This is a genomic window from Terrilactibacillus laevilacticus, from assembly GCF_006517395.1.
Lineage (GTDB): Bacteria > Bacillota > Bacilli > Bacillales > Sporolactobacillaceae > Terrilactibacillus > Terrilactibacillus laevilacticus.
Map to the genome: position 1 here is coordinate 249,529 of NZ_VDCY01000003.1, position 21,339 is coordinate 270,867.

At 37.5% G+C, this 21,339-nt stretch carries 14 protein-coding genes and 1 pseudogene; 3 read left to right on the top strand and 12 right to left on the bottom strand.

All coding sequences use genetic code 11. The annotated features are described in order from the left end of the window. Positions 1-6 precede the first annotated feature (6 nt). The 5 genes and pseudogenes from pyk to FG390_RS06140 all read right to left on the bottom strand — a co-directional run. A pseudogene (pyk, locus tag FG390_RS06120) lies at positions 7-1,422 on the bottom strand (pyruvate kinase); the annotation flags it as partial. A gap of 20 nt (positions 1,423-1,442) precedes the next feature. Beyond that, a complete protein-coding gene (gene pfkA / locus FG390_RS06125; RefSeq protein WP_141190146.1) occupies positions 1,443-2,402 on the bottom strand; it encodes a 6-phosphofructokinase in 960 nt (319 codons plus the stop codon). Positions 2,403-2,522: 120 nt separating this feature from the next. Then, complete coding sequence (accA, locus tag FG390_RS06130; RefSeq protein WP_141190147.1) at positions 2,523-3,500, bottom strand: acetyl-CoA carboxylase carboxyl transferase subunit alpha; 978 nt, start codon at positions 3,498-3,500, stop codon at positions 2,523-2,525. After that, complete coding sequence (gene accD / locus FG390_RS06135) at positions 3,485-4,357, bottom strand: acetyl-CoA carboxylase, carboxyltransferase subunit beta (protein WP_141190148.1); 873 nt, start codon at positions 4,355-4,357, stop codon at positions 3,485-3,487. Before accD ends, accA begins: the two co-directional genes overlap by 16 nt. A 336-nt stretch (positions 4,358-4,693) precedes the next feature. Further along, positions 4,694-8,062 carry a DNA polymerase III subunit alpha gene (locus FG390_RS06140; RefSeq protein WP_141190149.1) on the bottom strand — a complete coding sequence of 1,123 codons (3,369 nt, stop codon included), beginning with the start codon at positions 8,060-8,062 and terminating at the stop codon, positions 4,694-4,696. Positions 8,063-8,481: 419 nt separating this feature from the next. Between FG390_RS06140 and FG390_RS06145 the strand changes: the two genes are divergently transcribed. Both FG390_RS06145 and ytrI read left to right on the top strand, forming a co-directional pair. Beyond that, positions 8,482-8,808, top strand: coding sequence for a YtrH family sporulation protein (locus FG390_RS06145; protein ID WP_141190150.1), 327 nt, complete (start codon positions 8,482-8,484; stop codon positions 8,806-8,808). 4 nt (positions 8,809-8,812) lie between these two features. Continuing rightward, a complete protein-coding gene (ytrI, locus tag FG390_RS06150) occupies positions 8,813-9,319 on the top strand; it encodes a sporulation membrane protein YtrI (RefSeq protein ID WP_141190151.1) in 507 nt (168 codons plus the stop codon). 160 nt (positions 9,320-9,479) lie between these two features. Here the strand turns inward: ytrI and FG390_RS06155 are convergent, their stop codons facing one another. Together FG390_RS06155 and FG390_RS06160 are read right to left on the bottom strand one after the other, a co-directional pair. After that, positions 9,480-10,403: a DHH family phosphoesterase gene (locus tag FG390_RS06155; protein ID WP_141190152.1), complete on the bottom strand. Its 924-nt coding sequence runs from the start codon at positions 10,401-10,403 to the stop codon at positions 9,480-9,482. A 110-nt stretch (positions 10,404-10,513) separates the two neighbouring features. Further along, on the bottom strand, positions 10,514-11,821 hold the full coding sequence (locus tag FG390_RS06160) for a DRTGG domain-containing protein (protein WP_141190153.1): 1,308 nt from the start codon (positions 11,819-11,821) through the stop codon (positions 10,514-10,516). A 563-nt stretch (positions 11,822-12,384) separates the two neighbouring features. Between FG390_RS06160 and FG390_RS06165 the strand changes: the two genes are divergently transcribed. Next, positions 12,385-13,482, top strand: coding sequence for a M24 family metallopeptidase (locus FG390_RS06165; RefSeq protein ID WP_141190154.1), 1,098 nt, complete (start codon positions 12,385-12,387; stop codon positions 13,480-13,482). 273 nt (positions 13,483-13,755) lie between these two features. Here the strand turns inward: FG390_RS06165 and ald are convergent, their stop codons facing one another. The 5 genes from ald to tpx all read right to left on the bottom strand — a co-directional run bounded on the left by ald (position 13,756) and on the right by tpx (position 21,269). Continuing rightward, positions 13,756-14,889, bottom strand: a complete 1,134-nt coding sequence (gene ald / locus FG390_RS06170) for an alanine dehydrogenase (RefSeq protein WP_141190155.1) — start codon at positions 14,887-14,889, stop codon at positions 13,756-13,758. A 518-nt stretch (positions 14,890-15,407) separates the two neighbouring features. Continuing rightward, complete coding sequence (locus FG390_RS06175) at positions 15,408-16,811, bottom strand: amino acid permease (RefSeq protein WP_141190156.1); 1,404 nt, start codon at positions 16,809-16,811, stop codon at positions 15,408-15,410. Between the two features lie 1,210 nt (positions 16,812-18,021). Continuing rightward, positions 18,022-19,221 (bottom strand): acetate/propionate family kinase, encoded by a 1,200-nt coding sequence (locus FG390_RS06180; protein WP_141190157.1) that lies wholly within the window; start codon positions 19,219-19,221, stop codon positions 18,022-18,024. A 472-nt stretch (positions 19,222-19,693) separates the two neighbouring features. Continuing rightward, positions 19,694-20,668 (bottom strand): class I SAM-dependent methyltransferase, encoded by a 975-nt coding sequence (locus tag FG390_RS06185; RefSeq protein WP_181406397.1) that lies wholly within the window; start codon positions 20,666-20,668, stop codon positions 19,694-19,696. A 103-nt stretch (positions 20,669-20,771) separates the two neighbouring features. Further along, positions 20,772-21,269 carry a thiol peroxidase gene (gene tpx, locus FG390_RS06190; protein WP_141190159.1) on the bottom strand — a complete coding sequence of 166 codons (498 nt, stop codon included), beginning with the start codon at positions 21,267-21,269 and terminating at the stop codon, positions 20,772-20,774. Positions 21,270-21,339 lie beyond the last annotated feature (70 nt).

Here is a 21,339-nt window from a genome sequence, read left to right on the forward strand (position 1 = left end):
GTTGCTTCCAACTACGTGAACTTGCATTAAGTTCGTTGTACCTGGTTTTGATACTGGTACACCAGCAGAAATGACGATAACGTCTCCTTCTTTAACTAAACCAGATTCAAGAGCTTTTTTCTCAGCAATTTGAAGCATATCATCTGTTGTTTCAGTTGGTTCAGACAATACTGGTAACACACCGAAAGCAAGAGAAAGCTTTTTAGCAACATGTTCATCGCTAGTTACGGCAATAATTGGTGCCGCGGGACGATATCTTGAAACAACACGAGCTGTATGTCCACTAACAGTAGATGTGACAATAGCTGCTACATTAAGTTTTAGAGCAGTATGTGCGACAGCTTGACCAATGGCATCCGTAACGGTTGTTTCACTTTCTTTACTTAATCGATTAAGCATCGCAGCGTAGTCTAGGCCAGTTTCTGTTTTTTCAGCAATATTTTTCATTGTTGTAACAGCTTCTACAGGCCAGTCACCGGCAGCTGTTTCACCAGAGAGCATAATAGCATCTGTTCCATCAAAGATCGCGTTAGCTACGTCACTTGCTTCGGCACGAGTTGGACGAGGGTTGCGTTGCATTGAATCTAACATTTGAGTTGCTGTAATAACTGGTTTTCCTAAAGCATTACATTTTTTGATCATATCTTTTTGAACCAATGGTACATCTTCTGGTGGAATCTCAACACCAAGGTCACCACGAGCAACCATTAAGCCATCAGATACTTCAAGAATCGCGTCGAGGTTATCCACACCTTCTTGGTTTTCAATTTTAGGTAAGATATGGATGTGTTCAGCATTTTGCTCTTTAAGGAGGTTACGAATGTCTAGAACATCAGAAGGACGACGTACAAAAGAAGCGGCAATAAATTCAATACCTTCGCCGATACCGAAAATAATGTCATTTGCATCTTTTTCAGTAATACCTGGAAGGTTTACGCTAACGTTAGGTACGTTAACCCCTTTTTTACTTTTGAGGACTCCTGTGTTTAATACAGTTGTATAGATTTCAGAGTCACTCTTACCTGTAACTTCAAGTTCAACAAGACCATCATCTAAAAGAATTTTTGATCCTACATTTACATCATTAACAAGGTCTGTGTATGTAACAGAGAATTTTTCTTTCGTTCCTAACACAGGTTCCATTGATACAGTTACGTTAGTTCCTTTTTCAAGAAGAACTTCTTTTGTAGCCATGTCACCGGTGCGGATTTCTGGACCTTTTGTATCAAGTAGTAAAGCAACGTCTTTACCAGTGATTTTAATTGCTTCACGGATATTTTCAATTCTTGCACGGTGTTCGTCATGGTCACCATGGGAGAAATTTAAACGTGCTACGTTCATTCCTGCATTAATTAATTCAACAAGTTTATCTACGCTTTCACTAGCTGGTCCAATCGTACAAACTATTTTTGTTTTTTTCATGTTATAAAAACCTCCGTTAATTAAATAGATAATTCTTTTGCTAGAGAGATCATATCTTTGCAGATCTCATGCTTTTTGGTAAGTACATCAAGTATATCATGGTGTACAATTTTATTGTCTTGAATACCAACCATACGTCCTTGTTGGCCTTCAATCAATAATTCCACTGCTTTTGCGCCTAATCGGCTTGCAAGCACTCGATCAAATGCTGAAGGTGTACCACCACGTTGAATATGACCAAGTACCGTCACACGTGTATCAATGTCTGTCTTTTCTTTGATTGCAGCGGCAACTTCACTAGCTGAACCTACACCTTCTGCAACAATGATGATACTGTGTTCTTTACCACGGTTTTTGCCTTGCCTGATGCGGTTGACAACATCATCAATGGTACTTGTGTCTTCTGGAATGAGGATGCTTTCGGCACCGTCAGCAACACCTGACCATAATGCAATATCTCCAGCATTTCTTCCCATAACTTCGATAATAAATTGACGGTCATGTGATGTAGCTGTATCACGAATTTTATCAATAGCATCAATAACCGTATTAAGCGCTGTATCAAAACCGATTGTCCAATCTGTTCCTGGAATATCGTTATCAATCGTTCCTGGAATACCGATAGTAGGGAAACCAAGTTCTGTTAATTTAACTGCGCCATGGAAAGAACCATCCCCTCCAATGACCACGAGACCTTCTATTCCATACTTTTCAAGTTGTTTGATCGCTTTAGCGCGTCCTTCTTCAGTTTTAAATTCTTCACAACGAGCCGTATAAAGAATTGTACCTCCGCGGTGAATGATATCTCCAACTGAACCAACTTCAAGTTTCTCGATATGGCCATCAATAAGGCCTCTATACCCTTGGTAAATACCGTATACTTCTAGACCATGAAAAATAGCTTTTCTTACAACCGCTCGAACAGCTGCGTTCATTCCAGGTGAATCGCCGCCACTCGTTAAAACACCAATTTTTTTCATTTTTATCACCCCAGGAGTTATTATAATCAGACAGAATACCCCATGTTTTTACTTACTCATTCTATCATTCCCAAAAAAAAGCTAAACAATCTAGATCTACCCTAAATTGGCTTTTATTAATTACTCGCTTAAGATGTCATCCTTAACAAGAGAATAATCACCAATGGCACGATACTTCTCTAGTCTCCGATGAACCAATTCGTCACCCTTCAGTTGAATAAGTGATGATAGTGCATCTTTAAGGTATTCATCAATAATATTGGCTTGAGTTTTGGGATCATGATGTGCACCACCTAAAACTTCTGGAATCACTTTATCTACAATACCAAACTCTTTTAAGTCTGGCGCTGTAATTTTCATCGTTTGTGCAGCTCGTTCTGCTTGACTTGCATCTTTCCATAAAAGTGCAGCTGCACTTTCAGGAGAAATAACAGAGTACCATGAGTTCTCTAGCATTAGAATTTGATCGCCAACACCAATCGCAAGTGCTCCACCACTTGCGCCCTCACCAATCACGATACAGACGATGGGAACTTTAAGTCCAGCCATTTCAAGTAAGTTTCTTGCAATAGCTTCGCCTTGTCCACGTTCTTCAGCCGTTTTCCCAGGAAACGCACCTTTTGTATCAATGAATGTAACGATAGGACGATTGAATTTCTCGGCTTGTTTCATCAAACGTAAGGCTTTTCGGTAACCTTCTGGCTGTGGCATACCAAAGTTTCTTTTTAGATTCTCTTTAGTATCACGACCACGCTGCTCACCGATGATCGTCACAGGAAGTCCTCGATATCTAGCAATGCCACCAACAATAGCCGTATCATCGCCATATAATCGATCACCATGACATTCGATAAAGTCTGTAAAAAGAAAAGAAATATAATCAAGTGTAGTTGGACGTTCCATGTGTCTCGCGATTTGTACACGATCCCAAGGTGTCATACGACTATACGTGTCTTTTTCTACCTCGTCGAGACGTTTCTTTAAATGATTTAATTCATCAGTCAGGTCAATCCCTTTTTCATCCATAAATTGATTAAGTTCTTTTATTTTTGCCTTTAATTCATTGATTGGCTTTTCAAATTCTAATCCCGGTGCCACTGTTCATCACCTCCTTTAGTGTGAATCGATAGAACAGTTGCTAAGGTTTCTTTCATTTTGCTTCGTGGAATGACCTTATCTAGTTGCCCATGCTCTAAAAGAAACTCTGCTTTCTGAAAATCATCCGGTAACTCTTCACGAATCGTTTGTTCAATAATTCTTCTACCAGCAAATCCAATTAAAGCACCAGGTTCAGCAAAGTTATAATCACCCAATGAGGCAAAACTAGCTGTGACACCACCTGTTGTCGGGTGTGTCATATAAGAAATGAATAATCCACCAGCATTGCTAAATTGTTTGAGAACAGCGCTCGTTTTAGCCATTTGCATGAGACTAAGGATGCCTTCCTGCATACGTGCTCCTCCGGATGCGGAGAAAATAATGATTGGGAGACCGTGATCCTTTGCGTATTCAATCGCTCTTGTAATTTTCTCTCCGACAACTGACCCCATACTCCCCATCCTGAAGTTTGAGTCCATAATAGCAATAGCCGTGTCATATCCCTCTATTTTCCCTTTTCCCGTTACCACCGCTTCATTAAGCCCCGATTTTTTCTTATCTTTCTCTAATTTTTCTAGATAATTTGGAAAATCGAGTGGGTTCTTTGAGATTAAGTCTTGATCGAAAGGAATGAATGATTCTGGATCAAGAAGCATCTCAATTCTTTCAAAAGCACTCACGGGATAATGATAACCACATGATTGACAAACATATAAATATTTTTGAAGCTCTTTGGCATACATAATTTTTTTACAACTTGGGCATTTCTTCATAATGCCTTCAGGTACGCCGATTTTTGATTTAGTGGAGGGAACGGTTGCGTACTTTTTCTTTTTTATAAAAAAGTCCTTTAACAAATAGATACACCCTCTAATCTTTTAAAATAATCGTTTTTTTGCCTCATAACAAACATTTCTATCTCTATTTTGCAAGACTTTGTCATGAGATCATCCAATTCACTTGTCCTGTGAAATCAGAACAAAGCTTGAAGACATGGCCCTGTTAAAGTGTCTGCCTTTTTCTTTTTGATTATCTATATGTAAAGGAGGTGTACATACGAATAAAAAAGAGACAACAATGAAATAGGCATAACATGACCATAACATAAATAGAAAGGAAATAATCTATAAATATGAAAACAACCCTTACTAAACTACACTATTATATCAGAAGATAAAATTTAAATAAAAGGCTTATATGGATTTAATAATTACATTTTTATGACCAATGATATTTTTTAACTTGTTTAGGGTTGACTTTTCGATATTTAGACGATATTGATCGGGTAGTTGAACTGTTTTTCCTGATCGACCATAGTGAATAATAACAGGATGAGCGCCAGGATGCAATTGTAATACGTCATGTAAGTGCTTTAATATTGAATTTTTTTCGTGTTCCTTATCAATCCGAATAAAAACACGAGCCACACGTGATTGCATATATTGTTCTAGATCCATCATTTGCTTCACAATGAGCTTTTTTTCATGTTGACCGATTTCTAGTGTGCCTTTTACAAATAGAAGTTGGCCATTTTGGATGAAGCGGGTATTTTCTTCGTGAACGTTTGGAAAACAAATCGCTTCCAACTGACCCGTTTCATCGCTTAATGTTAAAAAAGACATCATTTGTCCTTTTTTTGTTCGTATGCACTTGTTTTTTTCGATTACTGCACCTAAAACTACCGATGTTCCATTGGTCTGACTTTTGACCCAATCAATGGTTTTCATTTGTTTCGATAATTGCCATCGAAAAGGCTCGATCGGATGAGCTGAGACAAATATCCCTAAGGCTTCTTTTTCATATTCAATTTTTTCACGTTCAGAAAGTGGAGGAACTTGTATATACTCTGGTTCCACTTCATCCATTTCAAATGATACTTGATCCACATTTGTATGGGTGTATTTTTCCGAATAGTGCATGGCATTCTCAAGTGTAGCTAATAGAATGGCTCGATCAATACCAAATTCATCCATTGCTCCAGCAAATATGAGAGATTCAATGGCTTTTCGATTCACTCTTGTTAATGAGACGCGCCTGCAAAAGTCAAATAAACTTTTGAAAGGTCCTTTTTTTCTACTCATGAGAATATCTTGAACCACCTTGTTACCCACGCCTTTGACAAGTCCTAAACCAAAGCGAATCCCTTTTTCTGTCCAAGTAAAGTAAGCTCCACTATGATTAATAGAAGGTGGAAAGAAAACCATTCCCTTTCGTTTTGCTTCATTTATCGCATTATGACATTTATCCTGATCATGATGCACGCTAGATAAGTGGGCCGTTATAAACGCTTTGGGATAATGGACTTTTAAATAAGCCATTCGATAGGCAATCAGACTATAAGCAACTGCATGACTGCGGTTAAATCCATAGTCAGCAAATCGTACAATCAGGTCATAAACAGACTCTGAAAGCTGTTTTGTATAACCATTCTTTTGACAGCCCAAGATAAAGGATTGTTTTTGTTCATCTAGAATGTGTCTCTTCTTCTTTGAAACGGCTCTTCTCAAAATATCGGCTTGTCCTAATGAATACCCAGCCATAACATTCGCAATGCTCATAATTTGCTCTTGATAAACAATCACGCCGTAGGTCATTTTTAAAATAGGTGCCAAATCAGGATGAGGATATTGGACCGCTTTCTTTCCATGCTTACAATCAATGTAAACTTGTGTACTATTCATTGGTCCTGGTCGATATAAGGCATTAACAGCGACAATATCTTCGAAAGTATTAGGAAGAAGACGTTTTAACACCGCTCGCATACCATCCGATTCAAGTTGAAATACTCCTGTTGTATCTCCTTCTGAAAGCATTTTAAACGTATCACTATCGTCCATTGGGATTGTTGAAAGATCAATCTTTTGACCTGTATGATCTTGAATTAAAGCTAAAACGTCTTGTATCAACGTTAAATTCCTTAGCCCTAAAAAATCGATTTTTAACAAACCAAGTTCTTCAAGATTCTCCATTGGAAATTGGGTAATCATCACATCATCATGCCCTGGCTGAGTCGGCACCAATGTTTTTAATGGTTTTTCGCTTATAACCACTCCAGCGGCATGAATAGATGAATGTCTTGGAACCCCTTCAACCTTTTGGGATAAAGTCAAAAGATACTCTATCTCTTTGGATTGTTTAATAAGTTGCCTGAGCTCTGCGGATTCCTCAATGGCTCTTTGAAGCGTTATGCCAGGTCTTGATGGAATACTTTTAGCTACTTTATTCATGGTCATGCCATCAATATCCAGGACTTTACCAACATCACGTATGGCTGCTTTAGCAGCCAGAGTACCGAATGTAATAATTTGTGCAACATGGTCCGAGCCATATTTTTGACTAACATAAGAGATCATCTTATCCCGTTCTCGATCTGGAAAATCGATATCAATATCCGGCATCGTGACACGTTCAGGATTCAGAAATCGTTCAAAAAGAAGTTGATATTTAATTGGATCAACATCTGTAATATGCAACAAATAGGCGACTAAGGATCCTGCAGCAGATCCTCTACCAGGTCCTGGCTCTATTTCATTTTTTCTGGCATAAGCAAGTAAGTCCCAAACAATTAAAAAGTAATCATCAAAGCCCATATCATGAATAATAGCGAGTTCTTTTTCCAAACGTGATTGAATTTCATCCGTTAAACGGCTATATCTTTTCGCAAGTCCACGCATACATAGTTTTCTTAATAAGGAGCTCGCATCATCTGCACCTTCGATTTTATATTTAGGAAGCTGAAGAGCATCAAAGTCAAACTTGACTTGACATTGGAAAGCAATCTCCTCTGTTCGATCTATGGCCTCTGGGTAACTTGTGAAAATCTGTTTCATTTCGTTTGGAGATTTGAAATAATACTCCGTTGATTTATGTTTTTTGACGAAATTTTGAATTTTACTCCCTGTTCGTATACACGTCAAACAGTCATAAGCCTTTGCATCCGCTTTATCAAGATAATGAACGTCATTTGTCGCGACAAGCGAAATATGAAATGACTTACTGTAATTGAGATACTCAAGCATCATCTCTCTTTCAAAAGCTTCACCATGATTTTGAACTTCAAGATAAAAATCTTTTTGAAAGGTTCGATGAAGCCACGTTACGGCTTCCATAGCCTCTTCTTTTCTTCCCTGAATCAAATATGAACCAATTAGGCCACTTGTTCCAGAAGACAACACAATTAATCCATCAGAATAAGTCTCTAATTCAGTACGCTTTAGGCGTTTAACTGATTTTTGTTGAATAATTGAACTTATTTCAACTAAGTTTCGATAGCCTTGTTGATTTTTAGCCAACAGCACGATGGAATAGTCTTCTGGCCAATCTTCTCTTCTTTTTGGCACGTCATGTTCAACTTCCATATAGACTTCTATTCCAATAACAGGATGAATGTCATTTTCAAGGCATGCTTTATAGAACGGAATGGTCCCATAGAGGGTTTGTTTATCCGTTAAAGCAAGGGCCTTATAACCCATTGTTTTTGCTCGTTCAACCAACGATCTCATACGGCATGTACTATCTAACAAACTATATTCACTGTGAACATGCAGATGTACAAAAGTCATTTTATTTCCTCCTTTCCTTGTTTATAATACGTGTTCAAAAAGGTGGCAAATGAAAAGGGTTACTGGCTAAGTACGCTGGCATCCTGCAAGAAACGCCAGTACTAGCCCGTCCTGGGCGTCGGAGGCTAAGAGCGTCCGCAGTTCCTTAGGACCGGCTTTCCATAGGATGTGGTAGCTTCAGGCGCCCGCCACAGGACGTGAGCGATTTTAGCCAGCGACCCTCTTAAATCCACGACATGAGGACCGGAAAAACGAGCAGGCGCCGAGATTCGTAGCTTATCATTTGGGTGACTTTTTGAACAACCTCTTATAAAGACACCGATTCCTCGTTGTAAATCCGTCATACCTAAGAGGTCTCGTCCATATGATGTAAATAGGACATTCTGTCTCTAAAACGCCATATTTAAGGAGTGATAGGTATGGACTTTCGGATGTTTGCAACGACAGCCATTATGAATTTCTTTATTGCTTTTGGTGTTATTATTGGCGGCTGTATTGTTGGAGGAATTGGTGCTTTTTTTGTAAGTAGTCCCGCTTTCTCTGAAATGAACCGACTGGCAGCTAACATGAAAATTTGGGCTGTCGTCACAGCCATCGGTGGCACTTTTGATACAATCGAGAATCTTGAGAAAGGTTTCTTAGATGGCTCTCCTATTGAAGTTGTTAAACATTTGTTATTAATCGCTTCAGCCATGACCGGTGCCCATACGGCAAGCATTATCATTCATTGGATGACACAGGAATAACTTCATGAGACTACCACCATACTATCGCATGCCCAGTTGGCAAAGATTTTTAGCGGGAATTATCGTAGGAACGATGATTGGTTTTTCTTTCTTTATTCTCCTTTTTGGAATGGCGCAAGAGAGGCAAATACAAAAGATCTACGAACAAGAGACAAAGATAAAAACACTTCAAGCCCATAAAAAAACACTCTTAGAAGAACAAGACCAAAAGAATGATCTACTTGAAAAGAAAGTTACCATTCAAGATATTAAAGTCACCATAGAGAATTCAAAAATCGAAAAAATTTTACGTTACGATTTAGAAGAGCAAATGACGAGGGACTTACGTTCATTAATCAATAATGATATTGAGTCCGTTGCTATAAATAAAGAACTTATCTATAACACCATTGAAAAAAGAACATATACAACCGATCGGATGGATTATCAATTTAAAATCCAAACTCTCGTCATTTTCTCAACTCTTGAAGTCAATGTAAGAATAGTTCACATTGATGAAAAAGCACGTTAATTTATAGTGAGTGTTCAAAAAGGTGGCAAATTAGAAGCAAGAAGATCAAGGCGGCGCTGTTTTGAGGACCGGAATGTAGGTTTTTACTACATGAGGACCGGAAAAACAAGCCAACGCCGAGATTCGCAGCTTATCATTTGGTGACTTTTTGAACAACCTCTTATAGTAATTTGTTTAAATCTTGCATTAAAGAATCGGCCTCTTTCCAAGAATAAACCGTTGCACCGGATGCCAAAGGATGGCCTCCACCGTGGTATTTTTCTGCAATAGTATTAATTTTGGGTCCTTTTGAACGGAGGCGTGCTCGGATTTGATCATCTTCTTGAACGAACACAACCCAAACCTTCAGATTTTCAACATCGGAGAAGGCACTCACTAACTGTGAGGCTTCTTGTGAGTTTACTTGAAATGAATCTAGTACTTCACGTGTTAATCGAATGGATCCGAGTCCTGAGTCATTTAGATCAAAATGTTGGAGTACATAACCTTTTAGATGCATAAGAGCTAAGCTCGATTTATATAACGATTCATAGAGATTTTGCCGACTAAAAGGTTTCGCAACTAATTGAGATACAATGTGAAACGTTTCTGGCGTCGCATTTGGAAAAAGAAAGCGTCCAGTATCACCAATGATTCCAGCATATAAAAGTCTAGCCGCTTCCACAGACAATGTGAGTTCAGGTTTTTTCAAATAGATACTTGCAATCATTTCACTAACTGAACTTGCCGTTGTATCCACCCATTGAATATCTCCATATTGATCAACGACAGGATGGTGATCTATTTTAATTAACTTCTGCCCGAGGTGATATCGGTTATCACTTACTCGGTCTTGATTGGCTGTATCACAAACAATGACGAGCGCATTTTGATAAATGCTGTCATCAATGATGTCCATACGGTTTAAAAACATTAATGATGGAACTTCCTCCCCTACAACAAAAACCTTCTTCTCAGGAAAGTTATCTTTAATGAATAACTGAAGTCCACCTTGTGAGCCAAGTGCATCCGGGTCAGGTCTGATATGCCGGTGAATAATAATGGTTTCATACTCTTTTATACAAGCTAAAATGTCTTCGATCATGTGTTCTCTCCTCATCTAATAGCTAGAATTAAGTTGCTTACGTTCCCCATCGACCGTTACGCTCATGATTAGGCTATTTAATGCCCATCTGTTTTTCATGAATGCATTTGTTAATGTGGGATAAATTGGACACTGAGCATCGCTTTACCACAAAGTGTATCATGCACATAAACGCCTATATCGATTTTACTGTTTCGTCGTGTTAGATCTAATATGTTCGGTTTAATATGTATCTTTTGATCAATTTGAATCGGTTTAAATAAATAAAGAGAGACATTTTCAATCGCAAGATCTCCCTTTCGGTGACGCGACATTTCTCTTCGTCCTACTGTAGTGACAATCGATGTTAGAATGCCATAGGATAGAGTACCTAATAGATCCGTCATTTGAGGTGTCACAACACATTCATAGAAAGATTGGTGTGAATCACTTTCGATAATTCGTGATGCAATATGATCATCTATTGTTTCACCGACTTGTGGTTGACGTTGGGCGGTTTGTATAGCCTTTAGAACATCTTGCTGAGTGATAATACCGAGAAGATGTTTGTTAGCATCAACAATAGGTAAACATTTGATATCTTCCCATATCATCATATGTGCCGCGGAAGTCACAGTCATCGATGGGCTAGCTGTAATTGGTTGTTTGATCATGACATCTTTGATCAGGCTGCTTTCATCATGATCTAATCCATCATTAGTCGTTATAATACCCACTACTTTTAGATCCTGATTGACGACAGGATAACGTTGGTGTGATGTTTTATGATTTAAGATGATCCAGTCTTTAACTTTATCCGTTTCATAAAGATAGGAAGTATGGGATAAAGGAGTTAATATATCTTCAACATGCATGATTTCTTTTTTTATGAGTCGATCATCTATCGCCCGATTAATCATCGTTGCTACCGTAAAAGTATCATAAGATGTTGATATAACCGGCAAGTTCAATTCATTGGCCATTTTTTTAATTTCTGATGACGTATCGAACCCCCCTGTAATAAGCATGGAGGCACCGCTATTTAATGCATATTGATGAACATTTTCTCGATTTCCGATGATTAAAAGATCACCTGCTTCAACGTATCTAAGCATCGCGTCCAACTGCATGGCACCTATGATAAAGCGATTAAGTGTCTTTGATAAGCCTCCCTCGCCGCCTAAAACAGTGCCGTCCACAATATTGACAACTTCTGAATAGGTTAGCACGTCGAATTTACGGTTTTCTTTATTTTCTATTCTAACCGTACCAACACGTTCAATCGTACTTACATATCCTTGGTGCTCTGCTTCTTTAATGGCTCGATAAGCAGTGCCCTCACTAACATGCAATTGGGCTGCAATTTGACGGACGGAAATTTTTTCTCCACTTTTTAAATTAATAATATACTGAATAATTTGTTCTTGTTTTGTCGGCATTGTTTCACCACCATTCTCTATACAATGGTTATTTTTAGATTAGTTGAGGAATAAGACTTTCTTATCAAACACGATGTACTGTAAGATGATGCCATGAGTTATCATTCATGATGATTTTAACAGGGTCGCGATACCATTTATCAATACCTATTTTATTATCCTAAGTATATTATAACAAGTCAAACTAGCTTTCCGTACACATCATATTTCATCTATGTTAAAGTTAATCTATGTTCAACTATAATTTAACCTTTAAGTGCGTGTTCAAAAAGGTGGCAAATTAGAAGCAAGAAGATCAAGGCGGCGCAGTTTTGAGGACCGGAATGTAGGTTTTTACTACATGAGAACCGGAAAAACAAGCCAACGCCGAGATTCGTAGCTTATCATTTGGTGACTTTTTGAACAACCTCTTTAAGAGAATAGAAAGAAAGTGTTACTGCCCTTTTATATCGATTACATACTGATAATCATGATTTTGATTAAGACCTTAATTTCTTTTGAATCAACCGATGTAAAACCGTTAAAAACTTTTTTCCCATTAAAACGTCATTAGGAGTGATACCATGAATACACGTTTGGTAAAAATTCAAGAATGGCTTAAAGCCAATCATGCTACATTTACGTTTATCTCCGATCCTACAAATGTGTTCTATTTAACGAAATTCAAATGTGATCCACATGAACGATTTCTTGGTTTATTTGTATTTCCAGATGACACGCCATTTCTCGTCTGCCCTGAACTCGAGGTTATAAGAGCGTCTGAATCAGGTTTTGAATATGAAATCATTGGTTACCAAGATCATGAAGACCCGTGGATTTTTGTGAAAAAACAGTTGGAAAATAAGCATAAGACAAGTGAGACTGTTGCTATCGAAACATCCACTCTACCGTATCAAAAAGCATTAAAACTAAAAGAGTATCATGGTTCCTATACATTTACATCCATTGAACCTATCATTAATGCCTTAAGAAATAGGAAAGATGAAGAAGAATTAGAAGCCATGAAAAAAGCTGGAGAGATGGCTGACTATGCTGTAAAAGTTGGTATTGATGCTATCAAAAAAGGGAGAACTGAGCAAGCAATTGTAGCAGAAATTGAATACGAACTGACCAAAAGAGGATATTCGGAGATGGCGTTTGACACAATGGTTTTAACCGGAGAAAAAACAGCCCTTCCACATGGCACCCCGGGAACACGCCAAATTAAAGAAGGTGATTTTATCCTTTTTGACTTAGGTGTCATTGTCGATGGCTATTGTTCAGATATCACACGAACAGTTGCTTATAAACATGCCTCAGATGCACAGATTGATATTTACAATACCGTTCTTAAGGCAGAGAAAGCAGCTATTGATGCTTGTCAAATCGATTTCCGTATTGGAGATCTTGATAAAATCGCCCGGCAAATTATCTCAGATAAAGGTTATGGTAACTATTTCACTCATCGTCTGGGACACGGATTAGGCTTAGGTGCACACGAAGCTCCTTCGATGAGTATGAATAACGATAATAAATTAACAAAGGGTATGGTCTTTACCATTGAACCAGGCATTTATATTCCCAATATCGGCGGTGTTCGTATTGAAGATGACATTTATATTAGCGAAGACGGTCCTTTATCGTTAACAAGCTTTCCAAAAGAGTTAATCATTGTCCCTTAATATTTAACCAAAAGGTTAACCCCTAAATCAGAAAAGATTTAGGGGTTAGTTTTTAATTCATATTTCATACGATTGAGTACTTACAACATCATGAAATATACAAATTATAAAAAAGTCTATGACCTCTATTTTGAACTTTCACAACTGAAGTCACGAGTGTTCCCGGCTGGTCGAAAAAATAAGGACATGTTGATTATTTAAACTCATTTTGATACATGCTAAAAACGAGCCAAAAATGGTGAATATTATATTATTTGATGTTTTACCGTACCATTAGATAGCATGACTAGGGCTTGATTCTAAAAGTTCTTTTGCATCTTTATAATCTAAACCATGTGCTTCAGCAACAGCTTTAAATGTGACATACCCATCTAGTGTGTTAATCCCTTTCAACAACGCTTCATCTTCTAAGCACGCTTTTGCATAGCCTTTATTGGCAATTTGAATGGCATATGGCACCGTACAATTTGTTAAACCAAGAGTAGACGTCCTTGGAACCGCACCTGGCATGTTAGCAACAGCATAATGAACAACACCATGTTTGACATAAGTTGGATCATCATGAGTCGTAATTTTATCCGTTGTTTCAAAAATCCCGCCTTGGTCAATAGCAACATCAATTATGACTGAACCATCTTTCATTGATTTAATCATATCTTCTGTAACAAGCTTAGGAGCTTTAGCACCTGGAATGAGTACAGCACCTACAACAAGATCAGCTTCAGAAACCGCTTCTGCTAGATTATAAGGGTTAGAGATAAGCGTATTAATATTATGACCAAAAATATCATCCAATTGACGTAAGCGTTCTGGATTCAAATCTAAAATGGTCACATCAGCACCTAGACCAATGGCAACTTTTGCTGCATTCGTTCCCACGTGGCCACCACCAACAATAACCACTTTCCCTCTACTTACACCAGGTATGCCACCAAGTAAAATACCTTTTCCACCATGTGGTTGCTCAAGGAATTGCGCACCAATTTGAGTGGCCATTCTACCAGCTACTTCACTCATTGGCACTAATAATGGAAGGACTCCATTTGATAATTGAACGGTTTCGTAAGCAATACCAACGACCTTGTTGTCGGTCAAGGCTTTAGTTAATGCAGGTTCTGGTGCCAAATGTAAATAAGTGAACAAAATAAGACCTTCATGGAAATATCCATATTCTTCAGGAAGTGGTTCTTTTACTTTCATCACCATATCTACAGACCAAGCTTCTTCTGTTGTAACAACTTTTGCACCAGCCACAGTATATTGATCATCCGAAAAACCAGATCCTACTCCCGCTGATTTTTCAACAAAAACTTGATGTCCCGCATGGACTAAGTTTGCGACACCCGCTGGTGTGATAGCAACACGGTTTTCGTTGTTTTTAATCTCCTTTGGAATACCTACTAGCATAACTAAATTCCTCCCTAAAAATGATTATTAGTCGTTCAAAAAGGCATAGAACTAATGCAGCAGTGAAGAGTCCATTGAATAGATGAATGAGTTTACGATGCATTCTGCCTATGGCGGACCTTTGATTTTCTGTAACATAGCGAAGGCACTTTTCGAACCCGTACATATAATAATAGTATCTTATGAAAACGTTAATAGATTGTGCGGTAACATTCTTATCATTTTATGTTACTTATTCTCACACGAATCTATATGTCTATTATATAGTATTAAAATCATCTGAAAAGATCAAATATTGATGTAAGCGTTTGTCATTTTGGCTTTTTTCAAATTTGTCATATTTGAAAAAAAGAAAAAACCTTCATCGGGAATTTTACGTTATTCTATGTAAATGGAAAGTGTTGATGAAATCGTCTTTGACTCATTCGTTTTAAGCGATATTATGCGAATTAACCTGTAAATTAATATAATTTTTATAAATAAAAACAAAGGGAGTTAAATCCCTTTGTTTTTTAAACTTATCCTATTTTTTCTTGTTCTAATCGAGCTTTTACCTTACTATGGTGAACACCATATGTGTAGTACACCACTAAACCAATCGCTAACCAAATAATAAAACGAATCCATGTACCAAGAGGCAATTCAATCATCAAGAGTAAGCATGACACCATACCAACAATAGGGATAAAAGGTACAAGAGGTGTTTTAAATTTACGTGGTAAATTGGGTTGTTGAACTCGCAGCACAATAATGGACGCACAAATTAAGAAAAAGGCTGACAACGTTCCAATGTTAACCATTTCAGATATGACACCTAGCGGAAATAGTCCTGCTAACGTACCCGATACAAGACCTACTATTAACGTTGTTCGGTGTGGAGTTTTATATTTTGCATGTAATTTTGAAAAATAAGCTGGTAGTAAACCGTCACGACTCATTGAAAACCAAATACGTGATGCACCAAGTAAAAACGAAAAGATAACAGACGTAATACCAACTACCGCACTAATGGCGATGATAAAACCAATCCAAGGCAAGTTAGCAACTTTAAAGGCATCCGCTACAGGCGCTGCTGACCCTAAGACACTTAAAGGAACCATCCCTGTAATGACTAATGTTACACAAACATACAAAATGAGCGCAATGACTAACGAAATCATCACAGCAAGTGGCAGATCTCGTCTAGGATTTTTTGCTTCTTCAGCTGCAGTCGTTAACGTGTCATAACCAAATACGGCAAAGAAGACAATCGAAGCACCGGTCATAACACCACCAAATCCATGAGGCATAAATGGATGCCAGTTCGCTTTGTTAATAAAAAAGGAACCTGCAATAATAATAAGCAAAATAGCTGCAATTTTAATAATAACAAGCCAAGTATTGAATTTCGCAGCCATCTTCATACCACCGGATAATAGAATCGCCATACCCATGCTTACAATAAACGCAAGTACATTGAAAACATGACCATCTCCTGTCCCCATGGCTCCTTGTGCCCAAACAGGTAAATGAATCCCAAATACATCTAATATTGATCCAAAGTAGCCTGCCCAACCTATGGCAACAACAGAAACAACAAGGGTATACTCGAGCAAAATGTCCCATCCTATAAACCAAGCAAAAAATTCACCTAATACCGCATAACTATATGTATAGGCACTTCCTGCTACAGGAATTAATCCTGAAAATTCTGCATAGCAAAGTGCTGCTGCTGCACTACAAAGACCAGCAATAATAAATGACAACGCAACTCCCGGTCCGGCATAATCATGGGCCACTTGTCCTGTTAGCACAAAGACACCAACACCAATGATCCCTCCTAAACCGATGGCCACTAACTGCCACAAACTAAGAGTTTTTTTCATTTGATTTGTCTTTACATTAGCTTGCATTCTTTTTATTGATTTTTTTCTTTTAAACATGTCATCCCCCAATATAAAAAATAATAAAAGTACGACCAGACATAATTTAACCGTTTTAGATTCTTCTTAATTAGAAAATTCTAGCTAATAAATCACATCCCTTGCTACTTCAATAAGTGATAAAAAGGATTTCGATATTGGCTTAGCAATATAGTAAAAAGTATACTTTTCGATTGGTGGTATTTTTTCACACTTAATGGTAAATTAAATTAAACGAACTTTTAGTGGTCGTCATCTTTAATTTAGGCTTCTTTGATTTTACTGACTGTTCATTAGGAGAAAATAACCATACCTTGTCCTCAATACACGAAATAAAGTAGCGTGTTTATTATTCACTCTTTATAGACGAAGTTGAATTGCAAAAACTCTCGGGTAAGCCCATAATATGTATAAATTGAATAGAAATTTAATGGCGTTTCATGTGGATAAATGATTCCTTTTGTCATGCGGAGAAAAAAAGAGGCAATACTTTCTTTCAAAAAAACCACTTTGTCAGATAACTACTTTGCCCTATGACGTTTTTGGCATTTTGAATACACGTTATAATTAAGGCAAAAGCATTTTATACATAGCTACGAAGCAATTCTTAAAATAATGGCTAATTTAACTTATTAACAATTTCACCTAACCTCTTCCCGATTAAAATAAATGGATAAAGACGGTTTATACCTCCCATTAGAATTAAGGTATTAAGCCACTACACTTCTATGCTTGCACCAATAAAAACTAGAGTGAATGGTTCTTCTTTGTACTAGGTTACAGGATAGGAGCAATTTATGCAAACCATACCCGTATTTTTCTATACCCCATTGCAACAAATTTAAAACATAACTTATAGAAATTTTACGTGTTTTTTTGCTAATAAAAATTTTGTATTAGAGAGGTTGTTCAAAAAGACACAAATGATAAGCAACGAATCTCGGCGACCGCTTGTTTTTCCGGTCCTCATGTAGCGGATACAAGAGGATCTCTAGCTAAAACCGCTCACATCCTGTGGCTGGCGCCTAAAGCTACCACAACGCGAGGAATGCCGGTCCTAAGAAACTGCGCCACTCTTAGCCTTCCGACAACACCCAGGACGGGCAAGTAACTGGCGTTTCTTGCAGGATGCCAGCGTACTTAGCCAGTAACCCTTTTCATTTGTCACCTTTTTGAACACGCACTTTAGATAAAAAAAATGATCCAACACAAATGTTTGGATCATTTCTTATTAACTATCGACTCTTTCTGAAATTCGTATCGTATCTCTGGCAATCATGACTTCCTCATTCGTTGGGATGACCAAAACCTTCACTTTTGACTCTGGTGTACTGATGATTGTTTCTCCAGAAACCTTTCGATTGCGTTCATTGTCTAAAGCAACACCCATCCATTTAAGACCGTCAGTCACATTTTCCCTAATATGGTAACTATTTTCACCGATACCTGCCGTAAAAATAATAGCATCTACACCTTGCATTTTTGCAACATATGATCCAATATATTTTTGAATTCTCTCAACAAATATGGATAGTGCAAGTTTAGCACGTTCATGTCCTTTGACCATCTCGGATTCAATATCTCTTAAATCACTCGAAAATCCCGATAATCCAAGTAATCCACTTTTCTTATTTAAAACATTAACAACTTCACTCGCATTTTGTCCTGTTTTTTCCATTATATAGGGAATTAATGCAGGATCAATATCGCCAGATCGTGTACCCATAGTCAATCCCGCAAGCGGCGTGAATCCCATTGAAGTGTCATACGATTTACCACCTTTAATAGCCGTGATACTTGCACCATTTCCAAGATGACAAGAAATAAGTTTCAAGTCTTCAATAGGTTGATTTAATATCTCAGCCGCTTTAATTGACACATATTGATGCGAAGTTCCATGAAACCCGTATTTTCGAATACTATAATTTTCGTAGTATTCATAAGGAAGACTATAGAGATACGATTCTTTAGGCATCGATTGATGAAAGGCTGTATCGAACACAACGACAGAAGGGACATGTGGTAAAATTTGTTGAAAGGCCCGAATACCAACCAAGTTTGCTGGATTATGTAATGGCGCGAGTTCTGACAAGTCTTCAATTTTCTTTAGAACATCTTCAGTCACTAAAGCAGAGTCATTAAAAGCCTCTCCCCCATGAACAACACGATGCCCAATACCACCTATTTCCGTTAATGATTGCACCACTCCTCGATCTATCAGATAATCTAAGAGTATACGTACCGCATCACTATGATCGAAAATAGACGTTGTTTCTTCCCATTTTTCTCCTTTATAAGTCATAGAAAAAGTGGATTGAGGAAGACCTATTCGTTCAAAAGATCCCTTTGCAATGACCTGTTCTTTAGGCATATCAAGAAGTTGAAATTTTAATGATGAGCTTCCAGCATTAATGGCAATAATTTTAGCCATGCTCTAACACCCCTTCACTTATCACCTGTTTAGTTATGGAATAAGAATCCATAAACCCTTCTCTTATTTTATAGCGGCAATAATATAAAGACAATTTTTATTTATAGTGTGTGTTCAAAAAGATGACAAATTAGAAGCAAGAAGATCAAGGCGGCGCCGTTTTGAGGACCGGAAAAACAAGCGGGCACCGAGAATTCGCAGCTTATCATTTGGTGACTTTTTGAACAACCTCTTATAAATTTACATCAGATACGTCCCAGTAAACGTACTCACACGTATACCTTCCTTAAGTAACTGTTAAATAGACTTGATATCTTGAATAGAGCAATAAGACCCCCACCTTTGGCTTAAAAAATTTAATTAAGTGAAGGTGGGGGATGCTATCGAAAAAGTTAAATTATCATGAACACGATCAATAGGGATGAAGTAGCCCAATCAATGAGATTTCACTTTATTTTAACATAGCTTCAGATCAAGATAAATGCTCATCAAACCAATGATTAATTTTTGCTATCATACCAGCCATTTGTTCTTTCTTTGAAAATGAAGGTAACTGAACGAGCAGCATCTCCTTAGGCGGCTCGATCGAATCATCTAATTTCTGCATAATTAAAATGCTTTTTTCATGCTTTGGATCACTAAATAATTCACTTGGTAATTGCAACAAACCTAAAATAACAGCATTTTTTTTAATAAATTGATGAAATACATGGTCTTTGTCTTGCTTGAATAAGTCATTTGGAACCATGTAAACAAGGTAACCCGCTGGTTTAGTATAGTTTAGGCCTTGCTCAATAAACATGTAATGACTGAATGACTTTTCATTTATATTTCCTAATTCGAATGTTTGACTCACCAACTCATCAGGATATACTCCAACAGGCACATCACAAATTGTCACATCAACAGGGTCAATATATAGCGGTTTTAGTGCATCTTGATGATAGAATTGAATGTCTTTTTGTTGAAGATTCGCATTTGTATAGGCTAACTTAACTAATAGATCATCAATTTCTATACCGCTAGCTTTTAAGCTGTCTAAATGAAGTTGGTTCATGACACCCGTTAATAGATTTCCTGTTCCTACAGCGGGATCTAAGAGGGAAACAGAAGAAGTTGAAATTAATTTAGATACCAAATAACCTAGAAAAAGCACTAAACTATCAGGTGTCATTTGATGTGTAGTCTGTGTTCCTGATTTCATTCCTTTTAAAGTGGCAAGCTGATAAGCTCTTCGGCTATCTTCTGCAGTCATTCCTTCTTGAAAATACGCCTCATATAATGGCAAAAGTTTGTCCTTTAGCTGTTTTTGTTTCACTGTATCTTCAAGTATATTTTCTCCAGTTAGACAAAGAGCCTCAAGAAACGTCACATTTTCGCTTTCTTCAATAAGTAATGATGATTCATTTAATATCGTAAATAAATGATTAACAATCGACTTTTGCAAAAAAAATATCCTCCGATCAGACATTCCAATGGCTTTTAACTCATGGTGATTAGATAAGGTTCAGGTTCCTCATAGGGACTTTCCCCACATAAAAAATTTACTCTTATTTCGCCTCTTTTGCAGCTTGAAGTGCAGCATCGTAGTTTGGATGATTTGTGACTTCACTAACATATTCAGCATAGACAATCTGATTCGAACTATCAACCACAAATACGGCGCGAGCTAATAAACGAAGTTCTTTTATCACTAATCCATAAGCTTGGCCAAATGATAGATCCCGATGATCAGATAATGTAATGGCATGTTCAAGTCCAGCTGCACCGCACCAACGTTTTTGGGCAAATGGTAAGTCTACACTAATGGTTAGAACGCTGGCACCATTTATTTTCCCAACTTCTTCATTAAATCGTCGTGTTTGAGCATCACATACCCCGGTATCCAAAGAAGGGACACTACTAATAATCCGAACGCCTGAATAGTCTTCTAGTTTTTTTTCATTAAGATCATTGTCTAAAACAGTAAAAGAAGGAGCTTTATCTCCAACAACTCGTTCATGACCTTCTAAAGTAACAGGATTTCCACCAAACGTTATTTTTGTCATTTAAAAACACTCCTTATTTATTAAGTTTTAATGAATAGCAATACATTCGGCCCTACGCTTTATTTTTTCT

Coding starts and splice junctions, on each gene's coding strand:
- pfkA (WP_141190146.1), bottom strand. CDS start 2,402: ATGAAAAAAATTGGTGTTTTAACGAGTGGCGGCGATTCACCTGGAATG.
- FG390_RS06140 (WP_141190149.1), bottom strand. CDS start 8,062: ATGACTTTTGTACATCTGCATGTTCACAGTGAATATAGTTTGTTAGAT.
- FG390_RS06145 (WP_141190150.1), top strand. CDS start 8,482: ATGGACTTTCGGATGTTTGCAACGACAGCCATTATGAATTTCTTTATT.
- ytrI (WP_141190151.1), top strand. CDS start 8,813: ATGAGACTACCACCATACTATCGCATGCCCAGTTGGCAAAGATTTTTA.
- FG390_RS06155 (WP_141190152.1), bottom strand. CDS start 10,403: ATGATCGAAGACATTTTAGCTTGTATAAAAGAGTATGAAACCATTATT.
- FG390_RS06160 (WP_141190153.1), bottom strand. CDS start 11,821: ATGCCGACAAAACAAGAACAAATTATTCAGTATATTATTAATTTAAAA.
- FG390_RS06165 (WP_141190154.1), top strand. CDS start 12,385: ATGAATACACGTTTGGTAAAAATTCAAGAATGGCTTAAAGCCAATCAT.
- ald (WP_141190155.1), bottom strand. CDS start 14,889: ATGCTAGTAGGTATTCCAAAGGAGATTAAAAACAACGAAAACCGTGTT.
- FG390_RS06175 (WP_141190156.1), bottom strand. CDS start 16,811: ATGTTTAAAAGAAAAAAATCAATAAAAAGAATGCAAGCTAATGTAAAG.
- FG390_RS06180 (WP_141190157.1), bottom strand. CDS start 19,221: ATGGCTAAAATTATTGCCATTAATGCTGGAAGCTCATCATTAAAATTT.
- tpx (WP_141190159.1), bottom strand. CDS start 21,269: ATGACAAAAATAACGTTTGGTGGAAATCCTGTTACTTTAGAAGGTCAT.